We start from the raw sequence: 18,149 nt of genomic DNA, 5'->3' as shown, positions 1-18,149 counted from the left end.
AGGAACAAAAGCCGATGAGCGATGCCGCCACATCGACCCTGATCGTCATTCCGTGCCTCAACGAGGCGATGCATATCGGCGCGCTGCTCGAGCAGTTGCGGCCGGCGGCGGCAAGGCTTGGCGCCCGCATTGTCGTTGCCGACGGCGGCAGCGTCGACGGCACGCAAGCCATCGTTGAGAAGTTCGCGGCCAAGGACCCTCGGGTCGTCCTGCTCGCCAATCCAAAGCGCCTGCAAAGCGCGGCGATCAATCTCGCGGCGGCGACCTTCGGCGATGGCGCCGATTATCTCATTCGCGTCGATGCGCATGGCGGTTATCCCGCCGACTATTGCGACAGGCTGGTCGAGGAAGCCCTTGCGACCGGCGCCGATTCGGTCGTCGTCTCGATGCTCACCAGCGGCACTGGCGCGGTTCAAAAAGCTGTCGCGGCGGCGCAGAATTCCAAGCTCGGCACCGGCGGCTCGAAGCATCGCCACATGTCCGAGGGCGAATGGGTCGATCACGGCCATCACGCGCTGATACGCATCGCCGCCTTCCGGGATGTCGGCGGCTACGACGAGAGTTTCAGCCACAATGAGGATGCCGAGCTCGACTACCGCCTGCGCCGTGCCGGCTACCGCATCTGGATGAGTGGCAGGACGCAGATGGTCTACTATCCGCGCTCGACGCTGAAGAGCCTCTATTTCCAGTACCTTGGCTATGGCCGCGGCCGCGCCAAGAACGTGCTGAAACACCGCATGGTGCCGAAAGTCCGCCAGATGATCCCGCTCTTGGTGGCGCCGGTGGTGCTGCTTGCGTTGTTTTCCTTCGTCCATTGGCTGGCCGCCGTGCCTTTCCTTTTGTGGGCCGCCGTGTGTCTCGGCTACGGCGCGGTCACCGCGATAGGCCAGCGCAATCCGGGCCTCGCCCTTATCGGCGTGTCGGCCATGGTCATGCATTTCGGCTGGTCGGTCGGTTTCTGGCAGCAGCTTTTGCTGGGTCGGTCCCAGCGCGAGGTGGCGTGATGGCCGGCCGTTCGATCGACATCTGCATCTGCACGTTCCGCCGGCCGGAACTGGCCGACACGCTGCGCTCCATCGCAGCCCTGGAGAAGCCGGCAGGCTTCGAAATCGGCGTCGTCATTGCCGACAATGACGATGGGCCGACGGCGCAGGAACTGGTCAAGACACTGGCGCAGGATTTGAAGCTGCCGATCCGCTATCGCCATGCGCCGGCGCGCAACATCTCGGTCGCCCGCAACGCCTGTCTCGATGCCAGCGTTTCGGATTTCGTCGCCTTCATCGACGATGACGAGACCGCTTCCGCCGGCTGGCTCGTCGAGCTGATGGCGACGGCCGACGCCAAGGGCGCCACCGCGGTGCTCGGTCCGGTCCGGGCCCATTATCGCCAGGATGCGCCGGCTTGGATGCGCAAGGGCGATTTCCATTCGACCTTGCCGGTCTGGGTGCGCGGCGAGATCCGCACCGGCTATACCTGCAATGTCCTGTTGAGGATGGCGGATGCCAGCCTGCGTGGCCGGCGTTTCAGCCTGGCGCGCGGGCAGAGCGGCGGCGAGGATACCGAATTCTTCGACCAGATGGTGAAGGCCGGCGGCCGCATCGCCTTCGCGCCGGATGCCTTTGTCGATGAGCTCGTGCCGCGCGCCAGGGCCGCCTTCGACTGGTTGCGCCGCCGCCGCTTCCGCTTCGGCCAGACGCATGGCCATCTGATCGGAAACAATGCCGGCGGCATGCGCCGCGTCGTCCAGATCGGTCTGGCTTCCGCCAAGGCCGCCTATTGCTTCGGCATGGCCGCTCTGACCGCCGTCAGCCCGGTTCGCCGGAACCGCAGCATGCTGCGCGGCATTATGCATGTCGGTGTCATCAGCGGCCTGGTCGGGGTCCGCGAAATCCGCCAGTACGGCCTTGCGCCGCGGGAAGGGGACAAGCGTGCAGCCTGACGTCAGCTTCGTCATCGCGGCCTACAATGCCGAGGCGACCCTCGACCGGGCGATCGCCAGCGCTATCGCCCAGCGCGGCGTGAGCGTAGAGATCATCGTCGTCGACGATCAGTCGCGCGACGGCACGCTTGAGCTCGCGCGCGCCTATCCGCAAGACATCGTGAAGGTGGTCGCGCTGCCCGCCAACAGAGGCCCGGGCGGCGCCCGCAATGCCGGCCTCTACTTGGCGCGCGGGCGCTGGGTGGCCGTGCTCGATTCCGACGACGCTGTTCTGCCTGAGCGTCTGGCGGCGATGATTGCCCGCGCCGAAGCGGCGGACGCCGTGATTGCTGTCGACAATGTCCAGGTCGTGCGCGAGGACGGCACACCCGACGACGTCATGTTCCCGGCCGGCTATCTGGAGGGCTTACGCGAAATCTCCCTGGCCGACTACATCGCCGGCAATCTGGTCTTCGAATCCCGCTTCAATCTCGGCTATCTGAAGCCGATCTTCCAGCGCCGTTTCCTCGAAGAAAACCGCTTGCGCTACGATGAGAAACTGCGCATCGGCGAGGACTACATTCTTCTGGCGAGCGCGCTGGCCAGGGGCGGCCGCTGCGTCGTCGAGCCGAGTGTCGGCTATATCTATCACATCCGCACCGGCTCGATTTCACGCGTGCTCGAACTGCACCATGTCGAAGCGATGACGCGAGCCGACGCGGCCTTTGCCGCGGCGCATAGCATGGACGACAGGGCCAAGGCCGCCTTTGTCTTGCGCGGCCGCAGCCTGCGCAAGGCGGCGTCGTTCCTGTCATTGGTTCAGCACATCAAGGCGCGCGCGCCGCTCAAGGCGATCGGCGCGGCACTCAGGGATCCGGCTGCGGTCAGGCATATGGGAATGCCGATCGCGGCCCGGTTGCGAAGGGTTACGGCTCGATTTGCCGTGGGGGTGGGGAGATGAAGCATGCGGGCAGTTTTGTAGAGCATGATCCCAAAAAGTGGGAACCGGTTTTCGGAAAAGATCATGCTCCGACCATGAATTAGCCAGCGATAGGTAGAAATCTTTTCTCTCAGAAGGAATAGCAGATGCAGAAAGTCAGGAAGGCAGTCATCCCGGTGGCGGGGCTCGGAACGCGGTTTCTGCCGGCGACCAAGTCGATGCCGAAGGAAATGCTTCCCGTTGTCGACAAGCCCGTCGTGCAATACGCCGTCGACGAGGCGTTCGAGGCCGGCATCGAGCACATCGTCTTCGTCACCGGCCGCAACAAGGCGGTCATCGAGGACTATTTCGACCTGCATCCTGAACTGATCGGCACGCTGGAACAGACCGGCAAGAAGGCGCAGCTTGAGTCGCTGGAAAGCCTGCTGCCCGTAGCCGGCGCCACCAGCTTCATCCGCCAGCAGTCGCCGCAGGGTCTCGGCCATGCCGTCTGGTGCGCCCGCGACGTGATCGGCAACGAGCCTTTCGCGCTGCTCTTACCCGACATGGTGTCGTTTGGCGGGCGCGGCTGCCTTGCCGAGACGGTCGATCTCTATCAACGCACCGGCGGCAATGTCATCGCCGTCGAGCGCTGCGATCCGTCCGAGACCAGCAAATACGGCATCGTCGGTCGCGGTGCCGAAGTGGGCTCGGGTTTCGAGGTGACATCGATGGTCGAAAAGCCCGCGCCTGCCAATGCCCCGTCGAACTTCTACATCAACGGCCGCTATGTGCTGCAGCCTGAAATCTTCGCCCTGCTCGGCAACCAGCAGCGCGGCGCCGGCAACGAGATCCAGCTCACCGACGCCATGGTGCGCCTGGCGCAGAGCCAGCCTTTCTACGCCCAGCCCTTCGACGGCCGCATGTTCGACTGCGGCTCCAAGGAAGGCTTCATCGAGGCAACTATCGCCTTCGCTTTGGCGCGCGACGACATGAAGGGACCAGTGCTCGAAATGCTGCAGCAATTCGTGCGGTCGCATGAGCGCCGGGAAGTAGCCGCATAATGCCCATGTTTTGGGTGCATATGCGAAATTGCGATGGCGCGGCAGCCATGCCGGCGCGCTCGGGCCTCCGGGCCCAGCGCGCTCCTGGCTTTAATGTCGCGCGGTCTTTTCTGGTCATGACGCCGATCTACCAAGGCCGATAGCGCCTGCAACCTGGAATTGGACCGAAGATGAACTATGCCAACTTCCCTCTCGACAAGAGGATGCCATTGCCCAACGCCGATCAGGAAAAGGGTGAAGACTTCATCGACGTCGAGCGCCTGCTTGGCATGGCCGCCAGACAGGCCAAGGTCGTGGCGGTTTGCGCCTTGATCGGGGTGTTCCTGGGCGTGATCTACCTGCAGACCACGCCCAAGCAATACACGGCTGTTTCCAGCGTCCTGATCGACGAGGGCCTCAACAAGGTGGTCGACGACATTTCGGCGGCCTCGGCCACCATGCAGACCGACTCTTCGATGCTCAGCCAGATCGAAATCCTGACCTCGGCGCGGCTGGCCTCGGTGGTGGTCGACAAGCTCAAGCTCGACCAGAACCCGGCCTTCATGAATCCGCCGCAGTCGGCGCTGGTCAAGGGCATCGGCTTCCTGCGCGGCGCAGTCGGCTATTTCCGCAGCAGCTCGGCCGACCAGATCCCCGGCATGGAAAATGTCGACGAAGCGACGCGCGAGGCGATGATCAAAACGGCGACGCACGACTACGCCGTGCTGAAGCTGCAAAGCGAGGTGCTGGCGCAGCGCAACGGCCGCAGCTACGTGATTTCGATCGGCTACCAGGCGGCTGATCCTGCTCTGGCCACGGCCATCACCAAGGCCTATGCCGACGCCTATCTCGCCGACCAGCTCAACGCCAGCTTCGACGCCACCGAGCGGGCGGCCGTCTGGCTGCAAGGCAGGCTGTCGGAGCTTCGCCAAAGCTCGCAGGAAGCCGCGCTCGCGGTGGAGAAGTTCAGGGCCGAGCACGGGCTGTCCGCCAACAGCGACGGTCAGCTGATGAGCGACAAGCAGCTTTCCGACCTCAACGCCCAGCTGATCGTGGCGCAGGCCGACACGGCGCGTGCCAGCGCCCGCTATCACCAATACAAGGCGATCGTCGACAGCGGCTCGGAAAGCGCCTTCAACGATTCGGCTATCGGCGCCGACCAGCCGAGCAGCTCGGTCATCATCGCGCTGAAGACGCGCTACCTGGCCATCGCCAAGCGATTGCAGGATGTCGAGACGAATTTCGGCAAGGATCATCCGCAGGCGATTGCCTTGGCCAAGGAAAAGTCGGACGTCTCGGCGCAGATCTTCGGCCAGTTGAAGCAGCTTACCGAAAGCTACCGCAACGACTATGAGGTGGCGCAGGCGCGCGAAACCGCGATGCGCGAGAAGATCTCCACCGCCGCCGGCAAGAGCTCGATCGACAACCAGTCGCAGGTCAAGCTGAAGGAACTCGACCAGCAGTCGCAGGCGCTGACGACCCTCTACCAGACCTTCCTCAGCCGCTATGAGGAAGCCTCGCAGCAGCAGTCCTTCCCTGTCGGCAAGGTCCGCATCATTTCGGATGCGACAATGCCGCTCTCGGCTTCCAGCCCCCGCACCTTGCGCGTGGTCGCGCTGTCGCTGGTGCTTGGCCTGATGCTTGGCGCCGGCTTCGGCGGGCTCAACGAGTTCAACGAGCGTTTCTTCAGGACGGGCGAGGACATTCGCGATCGCGTCGGCCTGAAATTCCTCGGCTACCTGCCCACCATCGGCGGCGGCAGGGCCAAGGAGAGCAAGCCCGACGACCTGCCCGCCGATGGCAAGGTCGCCAGCCTCTCGGCGGCTGAGAAGCGGGCGCGCATGCGCGTCAGCATCGACGCGCCGGCCTCGATGTTCTCCGAGACGCTGCGCAACGCCAAGATTGCTTTCGATGTCGTGATGGAGGATCGCGCCAGCCGGGTGATCGGCGTCATCTCGGTGCTGCCCGGCGAAGGCAAGTCGACGGTTGCGGCCAACCTTGCCGGTTTGCTTGCCGCCAACGGCGCCAAGACGCTTCTGATCGACGCCGACCTGCGCAATCCCGGCTTGAGCCGCAGCCTCGGCATGGAAGCCGAGCAAGGGTTGATGGAAGCCGTGGTCAACGGCCAGACCTGGCAGTCGGTCGGCAAGGTCGACCGCCAGACCAAGCTCGCCATCATTCCCGCCGTGTTGCGTGGCCAGTTTTCGCACACCAGCGAGCTTTTGGGCTCCGCTGGCATGCGGCGCTTCATCGAGAACGCCAAGGAGACGTTCGAGTACATCATCGTCGATCTGCCGCCGCTCGGTCCGGTTGTCGATGCCAAGGCCTTTGCGCCGCTGGTCGACGGCTTCGTGATGGTCACCGAATGGGGCCGCACGCCGCGCGCCATGGTGCGCTCGATGCTGGAAGCGGAGCCCTATATCGCCAACAAGGTCGTTGGCGCGGTGCTCAACAAGGTCGACCTGAAGAAACTGGCGAAATACGGCTCGCTCGGTGGCTCGGAAAGGTTCTTCGACCGCTACTCGACCTACTATCTGGAAAAGTCGGAAGCGCGCGCCAAGCAGGCCGCTTGAACGGCGCGCCTTCCTGGAGCGTTTCACCGTTCACGGAAACGGCGAACCGCTCCAGCAAATGCCGGGACAAAACATCTAATCCCGTGACGACAGCAGCCGGCCGTATTTGCCGACGATCCTGAGCGCGGTTAGCCGTCCCGTCCGGAAGGCGCCGGTGTCGATATCGATGCGGCGTCCGTCACGCAGCGGGGCGTCGACGATCGTGTGTCCATGCACCACCCAGCGGTCGAGACGGTGTGCCGCTTGGAAAAACGCCTCGCGGATGTTGAGCAAGTCATCCTCGTCCTGCTCTTCGAGGGCGACGCCGGGCCTGATGCCGGCATGAACGAAGACGAATTGCTCCGAGCAGACCATGACCGGAAGCGTGCGCAGGAAGTCGATATGGCTTGCCGGAATTGCTTCGCGGATACGCGCATCGATTTCGCCTGAAGCATAGAGGCTGGCCAGGCGATCGGGGTCGACGCCGTAGGAGAACAGCGTCTCGCGCCCGCCATAGCCGAGCCAGGGTTCGCGCGACAGATAGCCGTCGAGATAGTTGAGCAGCGCCACCTCGTGGTTTCCGGCAAGGCAGACGCGCAGGAAGCCTTTTGGCGCCGGCGCCATCAGGTGCTCGATCACGCGCCGCGAGTTCGGTCCGCGGTCGGCATAGTCGCCGAGCATGATGATGATCTTGCGGCCGCGGAACTGCTGCGCGTCCAGCACGATCTTTTGCTCCAGCGCGCGCAGCTCGTCGTGGCAGCCATGCACGTCGCCGATCGCGTAGACCACGGTGTCGCGCATATCCATGACCAGCCGTTCACGCGGCGCGGCGCGGGGTCGTCTCGATCGCTGGAACAGGCTCACGGATTGAGGCTCGGGTGCTCGCATTGGGACTGCGCCTCGATATCATGTGGAGTGCAAACAATTCCACACCGCGACAACGCGCCGCCCCTGACGGCGCGACGATTGCCTGGCGGGCGGACGCTCAGGCGGCCTTCAGCCGGTAGCGGAACAGCGTGTGGTCGAGCAAAAGCCGGATGCGCGGTTCGGCCTCGGCCGCGATCAGCCAGCTCGCCGCGACCATCGCGGCGCCGACAATCGGGATCGCGGCAAGATAGGGCAGGCCGGCACGCAGCAGCGCGCCCAGCATCGCCGCGCCGACGACGTCGTGGATGAGGTAGAGCGGATAGGTCATCAGTCCGATGCGACGCCAGCCGCTCCAGGAGAAATCGAGGCGCAGCGACCACGCCATCAGCGCGATAGCGACCAGAAATACGATGATCGGCGGCGCATAGGGCATCGCGAACCCGACTTTGACGCTGTGCACATCGACCGAACTGGCGATCTGCAGCGCGCCGCCGATGAGAAACACTCCGCAGAAGGCGAGGCGCGGCATGGTCAGTGCCTTGAAGCGCATCAGCCAGATCAGCACGCCGACGGCAAAGAACGCGCCGTGATGCACCAGCGTCAGCTGCAGCCAGCGCGTTTCGGCGAGATCGGTCAGGCCGAAGACGAAATAGGCGCACCAGAACAATGTGCTGACGAGGCCGATGACGATGGCGGCGGTTTCCATCAGGTCGAACCGGCCGAGCCTGAGCAGGGTCCAGACGATGGCGTAGAAGGCGATCTCGATGCCGAGCGTCCAATAGACGCTGTCCACCCAAGGATCGAAAGGAACGAACAGGCCAGTGCGGACAAGCCGGATCACGGCATCCGTCGGCCAGGACAGGCCGACCGTGAGCAGCACGATCGCCGAGATCGGCGCGCAGACCCAGACCGCAGGCACCAGCCGTCTGAAACGCGCCTCGAAGAATTTGAGCGGCGTCGAGTTCTCGGCGCTGAAGGCGATGACGAACCCGCTGATGACGAAGAACACCTGCACGCCGACCCAGCCGGAGCCGACAAAACCCATTTCGGGATGCGGCGGGATGCCGCCGGTGGCGCGCGCCGAAATGCCGTCGGGGTACGCCCAGACCCAGAAGCCGTAGTGATAGAACATCACCATGGCGGCAGCCAGGAAACGCAATATGTCGACGCCGCCGAATGTGGTCTTGTGCTGAGCCATGCCGTGCCTTCGGAATGGCCCCCCGTGCGGAGTTTAAGGGCTATTGCTGCATTGCACAACAGACGATTGCGCTGCGGGATGAATTCGAGACGCGAGGCCGCGCCAACCTACACCCCGATGCCACGCCCCTTCAGCACGGCGGTGATCTCGTCGAGAATCACCGGATCGTCGATGGTCGCCGGCATCGCCCAGTCTTCCTTGTCGGCGATCTTCTGCATCGTGCCGCGCAGGATCTTGCCGGAGCGCGTCTTGGGTAGCCGCTTGATCGTCACCACCGTCTTGAAGGCGGCCACCGGCCCGATGCGCTCACGCACCAGTCCGACGACCTCCCTTTCGATGGTGCCGGTATCGCGCGACACGCCCGCATTGAGCACGACGAAGCCGAGCGGAATCTGGCCTTTCATCGCGTCGGCAATGCCGATGACGGCGCATTCGGCGACATCGGGATGCGCGGCCAGCACCTCTTCCATGGCGCCCGTCGAGAGCCGGTGGCCGGCGACATTGATGATGTCGTCGGTGCGGGCCATGACATAGAGGTAGCCATCCTCGTCCAACAGGCCGGCGTCAGCGGTCTTGTAGAAACCGGGGAACTCCTCGAGATAAGCTTGGCGGAAACGGGCATCGGCGTTCCACAACGTCGGCAGGCAGCCCGCCGGCAGCGGCAGCTTAACCACGACATTGCCCAGCGTGCCGCGCGGCACCTCGTGGCCGGCATCGTCGAGGATGCGGATGTCGTAGCCCGGCATCGGCACGCCGGGGGAGCCGTATTTAACCGGCAACAGGCCGAGCCCGGCCGGATTGATGGTCATCGGCGAGCCGGTTTCGGTCTGCCACCAATGGTCGACGACCGGACGCTCAAGCTTCTGCTCCGCCCATTTGATGGTTTCGGGATCGGCGCGCTCGCCGGCGAGGAACAGCGTGCGGAACTTCGACAAATCGTATTTCGGCAGAAATTCACCCTTGGGATCCTGTCCCTTGATGGCCCGGAAGGCGGTCGGCGCGGTGAACAGCGCCACCACGCCATGCTGCTCAATCACCCGCCAATAGGTGCCGGCATCCGGCGTGCCGATCGGCTTGCCTTCGAACAGCACGCTGGTCGCGCCATGCAGCAGCGGGCCGTAGACGATGTAGGAATGGCCGACCACCCAGCCGACATCGGACGCTGCCCAGAACACTTCGCCGGGCTTGACGCCAAACTCGTTGTCCATCGTCCATTTCAGCGCGACCATATGGCCGCCGTTGTCGCGCACGATGCCTTTCGGCTGGCCGGTCGTGCCGGAGGTGTAGATGATGTAGAGCGGATCGGTGGCGAGCACCGGCACGCAGTCGACATTGGCGCCGGCGGCGCGCTCGCGGGCCACCGCATCGGCATAGTCGAAATCGTAATTGTCCTTCATCTCGCAGCGCAACTGCTCGCGCTGCAGGATGAGACAGGCGTCGGGCTTGTGCTTCGAGATCTCGATCGCCTTGTCGAGCAGCGGCTTGTAGGCGACGACGCGCCCGGGCTCCAGGCCGCAGGAGGCGGTGATGATCAGCTTCGGCTTGGCGTCGTCGATGCGCGTGGCGAGCTCGTGCGAGGCAAAGCCGCCGAACACCACCGAATGCACGGCGCCTAGCCTCGCGCAGGCGAGCATGGCGATCGCCGCTTCCGCAACCATCGGCATGTAGATGATGACGCGGTCGCCCTTGCCGATGCCGCGGTGCCTCAGCACCGAGGCCAGCGCAATCACCTCGCGTTTAAGTTCGGCATAGGTGAATTTTTTGACCGTGCCGGTGATGGCGCTGTCATGGATCAGCGCCAGCTGGTCGGCCCGCCCGCCCGCCACATGGCGGTCAAGCGCATTGTAGCAGGTGTTGCAGGTGGCGCCGACGAACCAGCGGCCATAGACCCCGGCATCCGGATCGAAGATGGTTTCGGCCGGCGAATACCAGTCGATTGCCTTTGCCGCCTCGGCCCAGAATCCTACGGGGTCGCGTTTCCAGCCCGCATAGACTTCATGGTAGCGTGAGGCCATTCATTCCTCCCAGGAACATTTCGTTGCCTGAGAGCAGCCTTAAGCCGGTTTTGCCGTTCACGCCACCGGCAAACGCCGGACGTCATTTCCGGTCGAATGCCATCAGGCCATCTGATATTGCAGCTTAAAGCGGCAATGCCGCCAGCATCAGCCCCACGCCACCGGCAATCAGAATAGCGGCGGCCAGTGCCTTCCGATGGCGCTCGAACGCCGTCGGAGCCCGTTCCCAATTGTAACGCATGAACGATCAACTCCCCAAAGCCCGGCGGACTCATAGCTTACTTAAGGGAAGGATGGCAAGTCGAAGGAAAGTCCGTCGCCTTGACAGCCGGCACGACCAGCCGTCATCCTCCTGATGTGGACCGTTTACCCGGGGGTTCGATGAAAAAAACTTACCAAAAGCCGATATTGGCCAAGCGAGAGCGGCTATCGAGCGTCGTTGCCGGTCCAAGTGGGCCGATCGGCCCGAAAGGCTGAAGACACCGGGTCTGCCTGGGGCCTGTGTCTTCGTTATTGTGCCGGGTTATGGACGGCGCCACGGTGCCGCGCTAATTGATCCGCGGCTAATGGAGCGAGCGTATGGCTGAAATAGCTTCGGAAACGGTGTTGCGCATGGCGGACGACGCTTCGGTGCAGCATGTCGGCGATGGCGCCGTGGTGCTTCTGGCGCGAAGCGGCCAGCTCTATACGTGCAACGACACGACGGAAGCCTTTCTCGACAAGGTCGACGGCGCGCGCAGCCTCGACCAGATCGTCGGCCTGCTGTCGAATGAATTCGAAATCGACAAGGCTACGCTCGACCAGGACATGACCGCACTTGCCGCCGAGCTGGTGGCGGAAGGCATCCTCGCCGACCCGGGCGCATAATGGCTGACGGACCGTTTCTGCGCGCGCTGTTTCGCGCTCATCTGTGGCTCAGCGCGCGGCTGATGCCCGCCTTTGTCGGCCGGCGCGACTTCGAAGGCGTGTTGAAACTGGCGCCGCTGCAATTGCCTACGCCCTACCGCGACTTGCCCTGGACCTACATCGTGCAGCGCGTCAACCGGACGGTGCGGCGCCCCTGGTTCATGCGCGACCGCCGGTGTCTCAGGGAAGGTCTGCTCGGGTTTCGTTTCCTGCGTATGGCCGGTCTCGATCCCGATCTGCATTTCGGTGTCGATGCGAAATCGATGCATGAACCGCGCCTGTCGGCGCATTGCTGGGTCTGTCTCGACGGCAAGCCGGTGGTGAGCGCCAGCCAGCCCGGCATGGTGGAAATCTACCGCCACCCATCCAGCGCAAAGGCGCCAGCCGCTTGACCGATCAGACCTTCAGCTACGACCTCAAGGGCCAGGTCATCAGCGTAACCGCCGCGCGCGCCGATCTGTGGCCGAGCTTCGACCTGACGCTCGGCTCCTTGCGCATCAGCGAAGCCGTCGAGCCCGGTTTTCGCGTCAACATCGTCGAGACATCGGAGTTGCAGGAGAGCCCCGAAGGGAAGTTGGCTTTCGACGGCGAGGTGCCGGTCGACGGCCATTGCCGGATGATCGACGCCGGCGCCGTCTTTCACCTGATCTTTCCCGGCCTGCAGACGGTGTCGATCCATGATGAGGAGCGTTGGGCCGAAATCCGCGTTCAACCCGACAGCACGATCAAGTGGACGCTGCTGATGATGGTGATCGACGCCGCGCTCGACGCCGGCGGACAGCATATGCTCCACACGGCTGGGCTCACCCTGCCCGACAGCGAGGCGCTTGTGCTGATCCACGCGCCGAGCGGCACCGGCAAATCGACGACATCGCTGGCGCTGGCATCGCAAGGCTTCGGCCTCTGCTCCGACGATGTCATGATCCTCGCCGCGGCGCCGGGAGGCGTGACGGCCTGGGGCATGCCGCGCCAGGTGAAGATCCACCGCAACACCGCGGCGATGCTGCCCTTCGTCTCGCCCTGTCTTGGCAATACGTGGAACGTCGAGGACGAACAGGCCGTTTCGCTGGAACGCCTCGGCGAGATCATCCGCGTCGAGGACGTTCGCGCCAGGCCGATTGCCGCGGTCTTGCACCTTGCACGCTCGGCCGACGGCGAGACCCGACTGCTGCCGCTGGCCAGGACGGATGCCATGGTGGCGCTTGCCGCCGACAATGTGAGGACCGGCATGACCGGTCTCTTGCCGCTGCAGAAAAGGCGAATGGCGACGATCGCGGCCTTGGTGAAGACGATCCCGACCTTCACGCTGGAAGTCGGCAAAAGACCGGCGGACGCGGCTGGGCTGATCCGGCAAGCGCTGCCAGTCTGAGGCCCACGGTCAGTCCGTCATGCCAAAACGCTTGATGTCGAAAGATCGTGGGTCTTGTCCAGTCCGGCGGCGTCTCGGCTGCCATCGCAACAACAGCCGGGAAAGCCTGCCATAGGCGAGATGGATGACGCGCGCGTCGGCGCAGTCGAATTCCACCAGTCCCCATCGCCGTTTCGACGCTTGGCCGGTCGGCGGGCCCAGGCGTCGCACAGGCTGAGCCAACCGGACCGGCTCACCTTCTATGAGGACATTGACCGAAACGCTCGATCCGAGGATGCGGCACAGGCGGGCGACCTGCTCGCTTGAGGTTTGCAAGCCGACGATCAACGGATCGCGCCTGAGACGCGCCCAGACATACGTTCCGTCCGGCTGTGGCGCTCCGGCAAGTTCGCCGTGGCAGAACTCAGGAACGACTTCCGCCACCAGCATGGCCATCGCTTCGGTCAAGGCCTGCTTGACCGAGCCCGCCGAATGCCAGTCCTCCGCGGCAAATCCCACCTGCGCGATGATATCGCCTTCATCGAAGCCGGCAGTCATCTTGTGCAGGGTCACGCCGCCATGGGCATCATGCATCTGGTCGATAACGAGCCGATGTATCGGATGAGGGCCGCGATAGTGCGGCAAAAGCGCCGGATGCAGGTTGAGGCCGCCTTTGGGAAACAGCTTCAGAACGGTTTGCGGGATCAGTTTGCCGTACCCGAAACAGACCAGGAGATCGGCGCCAAATGTGCCGATTTGCTGCCTGATCGCATCCCAGTCATTGGACGGGCCCAGTTCGACCAGCCTCGGCATCGCGCGCCGAAGCTGAGACCTCAGTGCAAACCTTCGGCGCCAGCGGCGGCGCAAGGTGCTGAAACTGCGGTGTTTGCCAGCACGTGGGCCAGGCACGACGATTGCCGCAATGCGATGGCCCTTGTTTACCCAGCTTGCCAGCATGGGGGCGGTAACGGAGGAAACCTCGGTGACGAAAACGGCCGAGAGCGTGTTGTCCATTCCGCGCTCAGGCCGGATACGGTCTTTGCCGGGCAAGCCGCTGCACCCAGCGGAAGGCGTCGCGGCTCAGGCGCGAGCGCATCTTGTCGCGCGAGTTGACGCGCAGCAGCATGTTGCCGGTGATCAGCCATTTGGCGAGCCGTATCGAAAGGTCCGGCTTGATGCGGTTGGCGAGCTCGATCGCGAGCGGCGCGCCGAACAGGCGTCCGGTGACGTTGAGGACAGTCGCCAGCTCGAGTTCGATGCCGGTCATCCGGGCGGCCTCGAGCAGGCGCGTTTCCTCTTCCGGCGATTTCAGCGCGCGCACGCCCTGCAGCACGTCGACGCACAATTGCAGCCGATGGAACTTGTGGCCGCCGGCGGCGTGGACGATGGCAATGGTGAGCAGCGCCGCCGGCGTGTCGGTTTGGCCGCCGTCGATCGCCTGCAATTCACGGAAGCCGAGCGAAAGCCGGCGCCGCATGCCGGTGTCGTGCACCAGATTGCCGTGCAGCTCGATCAGCAGGCTGGAGTTCTCTTTCTCCAGCCATTTGAACTCCTGCAGCTCGTGCGATTGAGCCTCGTCGCTGCCGAGTTCGAAGCCGCATTCGGCAATGGTCCTGTTGGCCTCGGCAATACTGGCGGGCTCGACAAGGATGTCGATGTCGGTGAACGGTCGGTCGGCAAGCTGGCGATAGAGCTTGCGCGCGAACACCGGTCCCTTGACGATCCGGGCCGGGACGTTCTTTGCCGCCAGCGCCTTCATGATGCGGTCGCCATGATACTGCAGCAGCATCGACTGCCCGGTCGCCATCGTCGCCTGGTCGCGCAATTCGCCGAGCCTCTGTTGTAAGGCGGCGTCTTTCGGCAGGCTGGCGTCGCCGAGCTCCCTGAGCTTGCGCAGCATGATCGGCAGCACGCCGTGGAATTCCGCATTGGCGAGCAGCGCCGACAAGCCGTTTGCCGAAAGCGCCTTGCCCGAAACCGGCGAGGCATCAGGATCGGCAAAACGGAGCAGCAGTTTTTCGTCGGCAGGCGAAAGAGATGGCAGCATCAATCCGGTCGGCATTCGATCGTGGCAGACATATATCGCGGATATGGTTGCAGAAAAGCATCAGGGACGCCAGCAGCGCGAAAGCAAAGCGCTGACATGAATTGACACCGCGAACAGATTTCCTGCATTCTTTGCTCCTTGGGTTTGAAGGATGCGGAAAATGATCAAGAAGAAGTATCAGGCACCGGTGCTGCACAAGGCGGGCAAGCTGTCCAGCGTGGTGGCCATCCCGTCAAAGACACCGGCCTAGTATAGGATTTCGCAACCTCGGTTCTGGCCCCGGCCGCTACAGTCCCCAGCGCAGCGCCGCCGTATGCACCGGCGCGTCCCATAGTGCTATGGTCTCGTCGTCGAGCATGGCGAGCGTGATCGAGCAGCCGGCCATGTCGAGCGAGGTCACGTAAGACCCGACCAGCGAGCGTGCCACGGTCACGCCCTGCTTCTCGAAGATTTTGCGGGCGCTGTTGTACATCAGATAGAGCTCCATCGACGGTGTGCCGCCGAAGCCGTTGACCAAGAGCAGCGCCGGCCCTTTCGCGTGATCGCCGAGATCGCCGGTGATCGCCGCGCAGACTTCCTCGGCGATGGCATCCGCGCTTTTCAAGCTGTCGCGCCGCCGGCCGGGCTCGCCATGGATGCCGACGCCGAATTCCATCTCGCCATCGCCGATGTCGAAGGTCGGCCTGCCGGCCGCCGGCACGGTGCCGCTGGTCAGCGCCACGCCCATCGAGCGCGTCGCAGCGTTGATACGGTCGCCGAGCATCTTGAGGTCGGGCAGGGCCATGCCTTGCTCGGCGGCGGCACCAACGATCCTTTCCACCACCAGCGTGCCGGCAACGCCGCGCCGCCCGGTCGTATAGGATGAATTCTCAACCGCGACGTCGTCATTGGTCACCACTTGCAGCACGCCGTCCGCCATCTCGGCCGCCATGTCGAAATTCATCACATCGCCTTCGTAATTCTTGACGATGAACAGGCAGCCGGCGCCAGTGTCGACGGCCTCGACAGCGGCAAGCATCTGGTCCGGCGTCGGCGAGGTGAAGACCTGGCCGGGGCAGGCGGCGTCGAGCATGCCGTGGCCGACGAAGCCGCCATGCAACGGCTCATGGCCCGAACCGCCGCCCGAGATCAGCGCCACCTTGCCCGGCTTGAGCTCGCGCCGGCGGATGAATTTGTGGGCCTCGCCCAGCACGAGGATATCGGCATGGGCGGCCGCGAAACCATCGAGGCTTTCGGTCAGCACCGTATCGACCGAGTTCAGGAATTTCTTCATGTGTCCTCCCGACACAGTCTTACGCCACGCGATCAGCCACCACTCTTGCCGGCGATGCTGGTGATCTTCTGGATGAAATCGTTGACCGCCCGGTCGAGCGCGGCGTTCTGCTTGTCGTCGCCGAAATCGGGAACGATGACCGAGATATGCCTGGTTTTACGCATGCCGGCCGCGACCGAAATCTTGCCGGGATGCGCCAGATGGTAGGCAGCGAGGAACTGGTCGCGCTCGGCCTGGCTGAAATGGCAGACGGAAAAGATCGCCGGCAGGTGTTTCGAGGGGATCGGGATCGAATAGGTTGGGCTGGAAATCTGCGTGACGAAGCTCCGGTGTTTGCCGAGCGCATCGGCCAGGCGCTGTCGCATGCCGGAGGGGCGCTGGTCGATGACATGCGACAGGATCGTCTTGTAGGCGCGGATCGCCTCTTCCGATCCCGGCTCCGGTGTTTTGGCAATCTTGGCCATGCGGCGCCTAAACCGCCACGTCCGCGATGGCCGCCTTGGCCATGGCGAGTTGGGCCGGAGCGACGGAGAGATCGCGCAGGCCTGCCGAAAGCAGCGCCGGGATGGCGGCTGGATCGCCGCCGGCGTCGCCGCACAGGCTGACCGGTATACCCTTGTCGCGCCCGAAGTCGACGACCGCAGAGATCAGCCGCAGCACGGCCGGATGATGCACGCTGTTCAGATGCGCGACCGCCGAATTGTCGCGCGCCGCCGCCATCACATACTGCGTCAAATCGTTGGAGCCGATCGAGAAGAAGGCGACATTGGCGAAGGCCTCCGGCATCAGCGCCACCGACGGCACCTCGACCATGATGCCCAGCGGCGGCAGCTTGTTTGCCAAGCCACGCGCGACAAGCCCGGCCTGTTCCTCCGCAAACAGCGCGGCGGCCTGGTCATACTCGTCAGCAGTGGCGATCATCGGAAACATCACCTTCAGATTGCCGTGGATGGCGGCGCGCAGCAATGCCCGGATCTGCACGCGGAAGATGTCGCGCCGCTTGAGCGACAGCCGGATGCCGCGCAGGCCGAGGAAAGGATTGGTCTCCTCGACGGTAAAGCCCGCAATTGGTTTGTCGCCGCCGGCATCGATCGTGCGGATGGTCACAGGCTTGTTGCCCGCCCATTCCAGCACCTTGCGGTAGGCGTGGTATTGCGTTTCCTCGTCCGGCAGCGTCTTGCCGAACAGGAATTCCGTCCGCATCAGCCCGACCCCGTCGCAGGTCGCGATGTCGATGCCGTCGACATCGGACGGATAGGCGATGTTGACCTGCACCCGCACCGCGGTTCCGCTCCTGGTCTTCGCCGGCTGGGTCAGGAACGTCTGCGCCGCGCCCTGCCTGTCGGCGAAAGAGCAGGCTGATTCCCGGAAGGCTTCAATCTCGGCCGGTGACGGCGAGAACACGATCCCGCCGCGCTCGGCATCGAGCAGGGCAAGCCCTGTGGCGCTTTCGGCCGCGGCGCCAAGACCCACCACCATCGGCACGCCGCGCGAGCGCGCCAGCATGGCGACATGGCTGGCGGTGCTGCCGGCTCTGAGCGCTATGCCACCGCCCGCGCTCCAGTCGGTTTCGAGGAAGCGCGTTGGCGCGATGTCCTCGCCATAGAGAATGGCGCCGAGCGGCGCCGTGGCCTCGCCGTCCTCGCTCAACGCCCGCAGCACCTGGTCGCGGATGTCGCGCAGATCGGCGGCGCGCGCGCGAAAATAGTCCTGGTCCGAAGCGTCATAGCCGGCGATCTCGGCGTCGAGCGCCGCCCGCCACGCGCTATCGGCCGGCCGGCCGGCGCCGATCGCCGCGAGCGCCGGACCGCTCAGCGCATCGTCCTCCAGCATGGCGATATGGAATTCGAGGATGCCGGCGGCGTCGGCATCGGCGGCCTCGGCCAGGGCCGTCAGCCGTCCGATTGCCTTGCTGATCGCCAGCTCCAGCGCTTCCCTCTCTTCCGCCGTGCTCGCCTTGGCGCTGTACAAGGCTCGAGGCCGATCAAGGTCGAACAGCGGGCCTTCGGCATAGCCGGCCGAGGCGGGAATGCCTTCAAGCCGCATGGCGCGCATTCCCTGCG

Annotated in this window: 16 protein-coding genes; 8 read left to right on the top strand and 8 right to left on the bottom strand. The window is 64.3% G+C overall.

The annotated features are described in order from the left end of the window. Positions 1-14 precede the first annotated feature (14 nt). The 5 genes from AB6802_RS01560 to AB6802_RS01540 all read left to right on the top strand — a co-directional run bounded on the left by AB6802_RS01560 (position 15) and on the right by AB6802_RS01540 (position 6,453). The gene (locus AB6802_RS01560; protein WP_371008237.1) at positions 15-1,004 is read left to right on the top strand and encodes a glycosyltransferase family 2 protein; all 990 of its coding nucleotides are present in this window, start codon (positions 15-17) and stop codon (positions 1,002-1,004) included. Continuing rightward, positions 1,004-1,939, top strand: coding sequence for a glycosyltransferase family 2 protein (locus tag AB6802_RS01555; RefSeq protein ID WP_371008235.1), 936 nt, complete (start codon positions 1,004-1,006; stop codon positions 1,937-1,939). The genes AB6802_RS01560 and AB6802_RS01555 overlap by 1 nt, the downstream gene beginning before the upstream one ends. Next, entirely contained in the window at positions 1,929-2,879 is a 951-nt protein-coding gene (locus AB6802_RS01550; protein WP_371008234.1) for a glycosyltransferase family 2 protein, read from the top strand. Before AB6802_RS01555 ends, AB6802_RS01550 begins: the two co-directional genes overlap by 11 nt. Positions 2,880-3,004: 125 nt before the next feature. Then, positions 3,005-3,901, top strand: a complete 897-nt coding sequence (gene galU / locus AB6802_RS01545; protein ID WP_371008233.1) for a UTP--glucose-1-phosphate uridylyltransferase GalU — start codon at positions 3,005-3,007, stop codon at positions 3,899-3,901. Positions 3,902-4,071: 170 nt separating this feature from the next. Continuing rightward, positions 4,072-6,453, top strand: a complete 2,382-nt coding sequence (locus tag AB6802_RS01540; protein WP_371008232.1) for a polysaccharide biosynthesis tyrosine autokinase — start codon at positions 4,072-4,074, stop codon at positions 6,451-6,453. A gap of 75 nt (positions 6,454-6,528) precedes the next feature. On the opposite strand, the gene AB6802_RS01535 is transcribed toward AB6802_RS01540, so the two are convergent. The 3 genes from AB6802_RS01535 to AB6802_RS01525 all read right to left on the bottom strand — a co-directional run bounded on the left by AB6802_RS01535 (position 6,529) and on the right by AB6802_RS01525 (position 10,512). Then, positions 6,529-7,296: a metallophosphoesterase family protein gene (locus AB6802_RS01535; protein WP_371008231.1), complete on the bottom strand. Its 768-nt coding sequence runs from the start codon at positions 7,294-7,296 to the stop codon at positions 6,529-6,531. Positions 7,297-7,417: 121 nt separating this feature from the next. Beyond that, positions 7,418-8,497, bottom strand: coding sequence for an acyltransferase family protein (locus tag AB6802_RS01530; RefSeq protein WP_371008230.1), 1,080 nt, complete (start codon positions 8,495-8,497; stop codon positions 7,418-7,420). Between the two features lie 107 nt (positions 8,498-8,604). Then, positions 8,605-10,512: a propionyl-CoA synthetase gene (locus tag AB6802_RS01525; RefSeq protein ID WP_371008229.1), complete on the bottom strand. Its 1,908-nt coding sequence runs from the start codon at positions 10,510-10,512 to the stop codon at positions 8,605-8,607. A 579-nt stretch (positions 10,513-11,091) separates the two neighbouring features. Here AB6802_RS01525 and AB6802_RS01520 point away from each other — a divergent pair. Genes AB6802_RS01520 through AB6802_RS01510 form a run of 3 tightly spaced genes read left to right on the top strand, consistent with a single transcriptional unit; the run spans position 11,092 to position 12,787 of the window. Beyond that, positions 11,092-11,379 carry a PqqD family protein gene (locus AB6802_RS01520; RefSeq protein WP_371008228.1) on the top strand — a complete coding sequence of 96 codons (288 nt, stop codon included), beginning with the start codon at positions 11,092-11,094 and terminating at the stop codon, positions 11,377-11,379. After that, positions 11,379-11,810 carry a lasso peptide biosynthesis B2 protein gene (locus AB6802_RS01515; protein WP_371008227.1) on the top strand — a complete coding sequence of 144 codons (432 nt, stop codon included), beginning with the start codon at positions 11,379-11,381 and terminating at the stop codon, positions 11,808-11,810. Before AB6802_RS01520 ends, AB6802_RS01515 begins: the two co-directional genes overlap by 1 nt. After that, positions 11,807-12,787, top strand: coding sequence for a serine kinase (locus tag AB6802_RS01510; protein WP_371008226.1), 981 nt, complete (start codon positions 11,807-11,809; stop codon positions 12,785-12,787). The genes AB6802_RS01515 and AB6802_RS01510 overlap by 4 nt, the downstream gene beginning before the upstream one ends. A gap of 9 nt (positions 12,788-12,796) precedes the next feature. Here the strand turns inward: AB6802_RS01510 and AB6802_RS01505 are convergent, their stop codons facing one another. From AB6802_RS01505 to ptsP, 5 genes are all read right to left on the bottom strand, one after another. Next, positions 12,797-13,780, bottom strand: coding sequence for a methionyl-tRNA formyltransferase (locus AB6802_RS01505; protein WP_371008225.1), 984 nt, complete (start codon positions 13,778-13,780; stop codon positions 12,797-12,799). Positions 13,781-13,787: 7 nt separating this feature from the next. Next, positions 13,788-14,813 (bottom strand): nucleotidyltransferase family protein, encoded by a 1,026-nt coding sequence (locus tag AB6802_RS01500; protein WP_371008224.1) that lies wholly within the window; start codon positions 14,811-14,813, stop codon positions 13,788-13,790. Positions 14,814-15,099: 286 nt separating this feature from the next. Continuing rightward, on the bottom strand, positions 15,100-16,086 hold the full coding sequence (dhaK, locus tag AB6802_RS01495) for a dihydroxyacetone kinase subunit DhaK (protein WP_371008223.1): 987 nt from the start codon (positions 16,084-16,086) through the stop codon (positions 15,100-15,102). Between the two features lie 32 nt (positions 16,087-16,118). Next, positions 16,119-16,550: a hypothetical protein gene (locus tag AB6802_RS01490; RefSeq protein WP_371008222.1), complete on the bottom strand. Its 432-nt coding sequence runs from the start codon at positions 16,548-16,550 to the stop codon at positions 16,119-16,121. Between the two features lie 7 nt (positions 16,551-16,557). After that, on the bottom strand, positions 16,558-18,132 hold the full coding sequence (gene ptsP, locus AB6802_RS01485; protein ID WP_371008221.1) for a phosphoenolpyruvate--protein phosphotransferase: 1,575 nt from the start codon (positions 18,130-18,132) through the stop codon (positions 16,558-16,560). Positions 18,133-18,149 lie beyond the last annotated feature (17 nt).

The organism is Mesorhizobium sp. RCC_202 (assembly GCF_041355295.1).
Lineage (GTDB): Bacteria > Pseudomonadota > Alphaproteobacteria > Rhizobiales > Rhizobiaceae > Mesorhizobium.
The sequence above is the reverse complement of the archived record's forward strand: the minus strand, read 5'-3'. Positions and strand labels throughout refer to the sequence as shown.

Bases quoted from the DNA above. Each gene is read 5' to 3' on its own strand.
- AB6802_RS01560 (WP_371008237.1), top strand. From the start codon at position 15: ATGAGCGATGCCGCCACATCGACCCTGATCGTCATTCCGTGCCTCAAC.
- AB6802_RS01505 (WP_371008225.1), bottom strand. From the start codon at position 13,780: ATGGACAACACGCTCTCGGCCGTTTTCGTCACCGAGGTTTCCTCCGTT.
- ptsP (WP_371008221.1), bottom strand. From the start codon at position 18,132: ATGCGGCTTGAAGGCATTCCCGCCTCGGCCGGCTATGCCGAAGGCCCG.
- AB6802_RS01555 (WP_371008235.1), top strand. From the start codon at position 1,004: ATGGCCGGCCGTTCGATCGACATCTGCATCTGCACGTTCCGCCGGCCG.
- AB6802_RS01525 (WP_371008229.1), bottom strand. From the start codon at position 10,512: ATGGCCTCACGCTACCATGAAGTCTATGCGGGCTGGAAACGCGACCCC.
- AB6802_RS01515 (WP_371008227.1), top strand. From the start codon at position 11,379: ATGGCTGACGGACCGTTTCTGCGCGCGCTGTTTCGCGCTCATCTGTGG.
- AB6802_RS01530 (WP_371008230.1), bottom strand. From the start codon at position 8,497: ATGGCTCAGCACAAGACCACATTCGGCGGCGTCGACATATTGCGTTTC.
- AB6802_RS01490 (WP_371008222.1), bottom strand. From the start codon at position 16,550: ATGGCCAAGATTGCCAAAACACCGGAGCCGGGATCGGAAGAGGCGATC.
- AB6802_RS01540 (WP_371008232.1), top strand. From the start codon at position 4,072: ATGAACTATGCCAACTTCCCTCTCGACAAGAGGATGCCATTGCCCAAC.
- AB6802_RS01500 (WP_371008224.1), bottom strand. From the start codon at position 14,813: ATGCTGCCATCTCTTTCGCCTGCCGACGAAAAACTGCTGCTCCGTTTT.
- dhaK (WP_371008223.1), bottom strand. From the start codon at position 16,086: ATGAAGAAATTCCTGAACTCGGTCGATACGGTGCTGACCGAAAGCCTC.
- galU (WP_371008233.1), top strand. From the start codon at position 3,005: ATGCAGAAAGTCAGGAAGGCAGTCATCCCGGTGGCGGGGCTCGGAACG.
- AB6802_RS01520 (WP_371008228.1), top strand. From the start codon at position 11,092: ATGGCTGAAATAGCTTCGGAAACGGTGTTGCGCATGGCGGACGACGCT.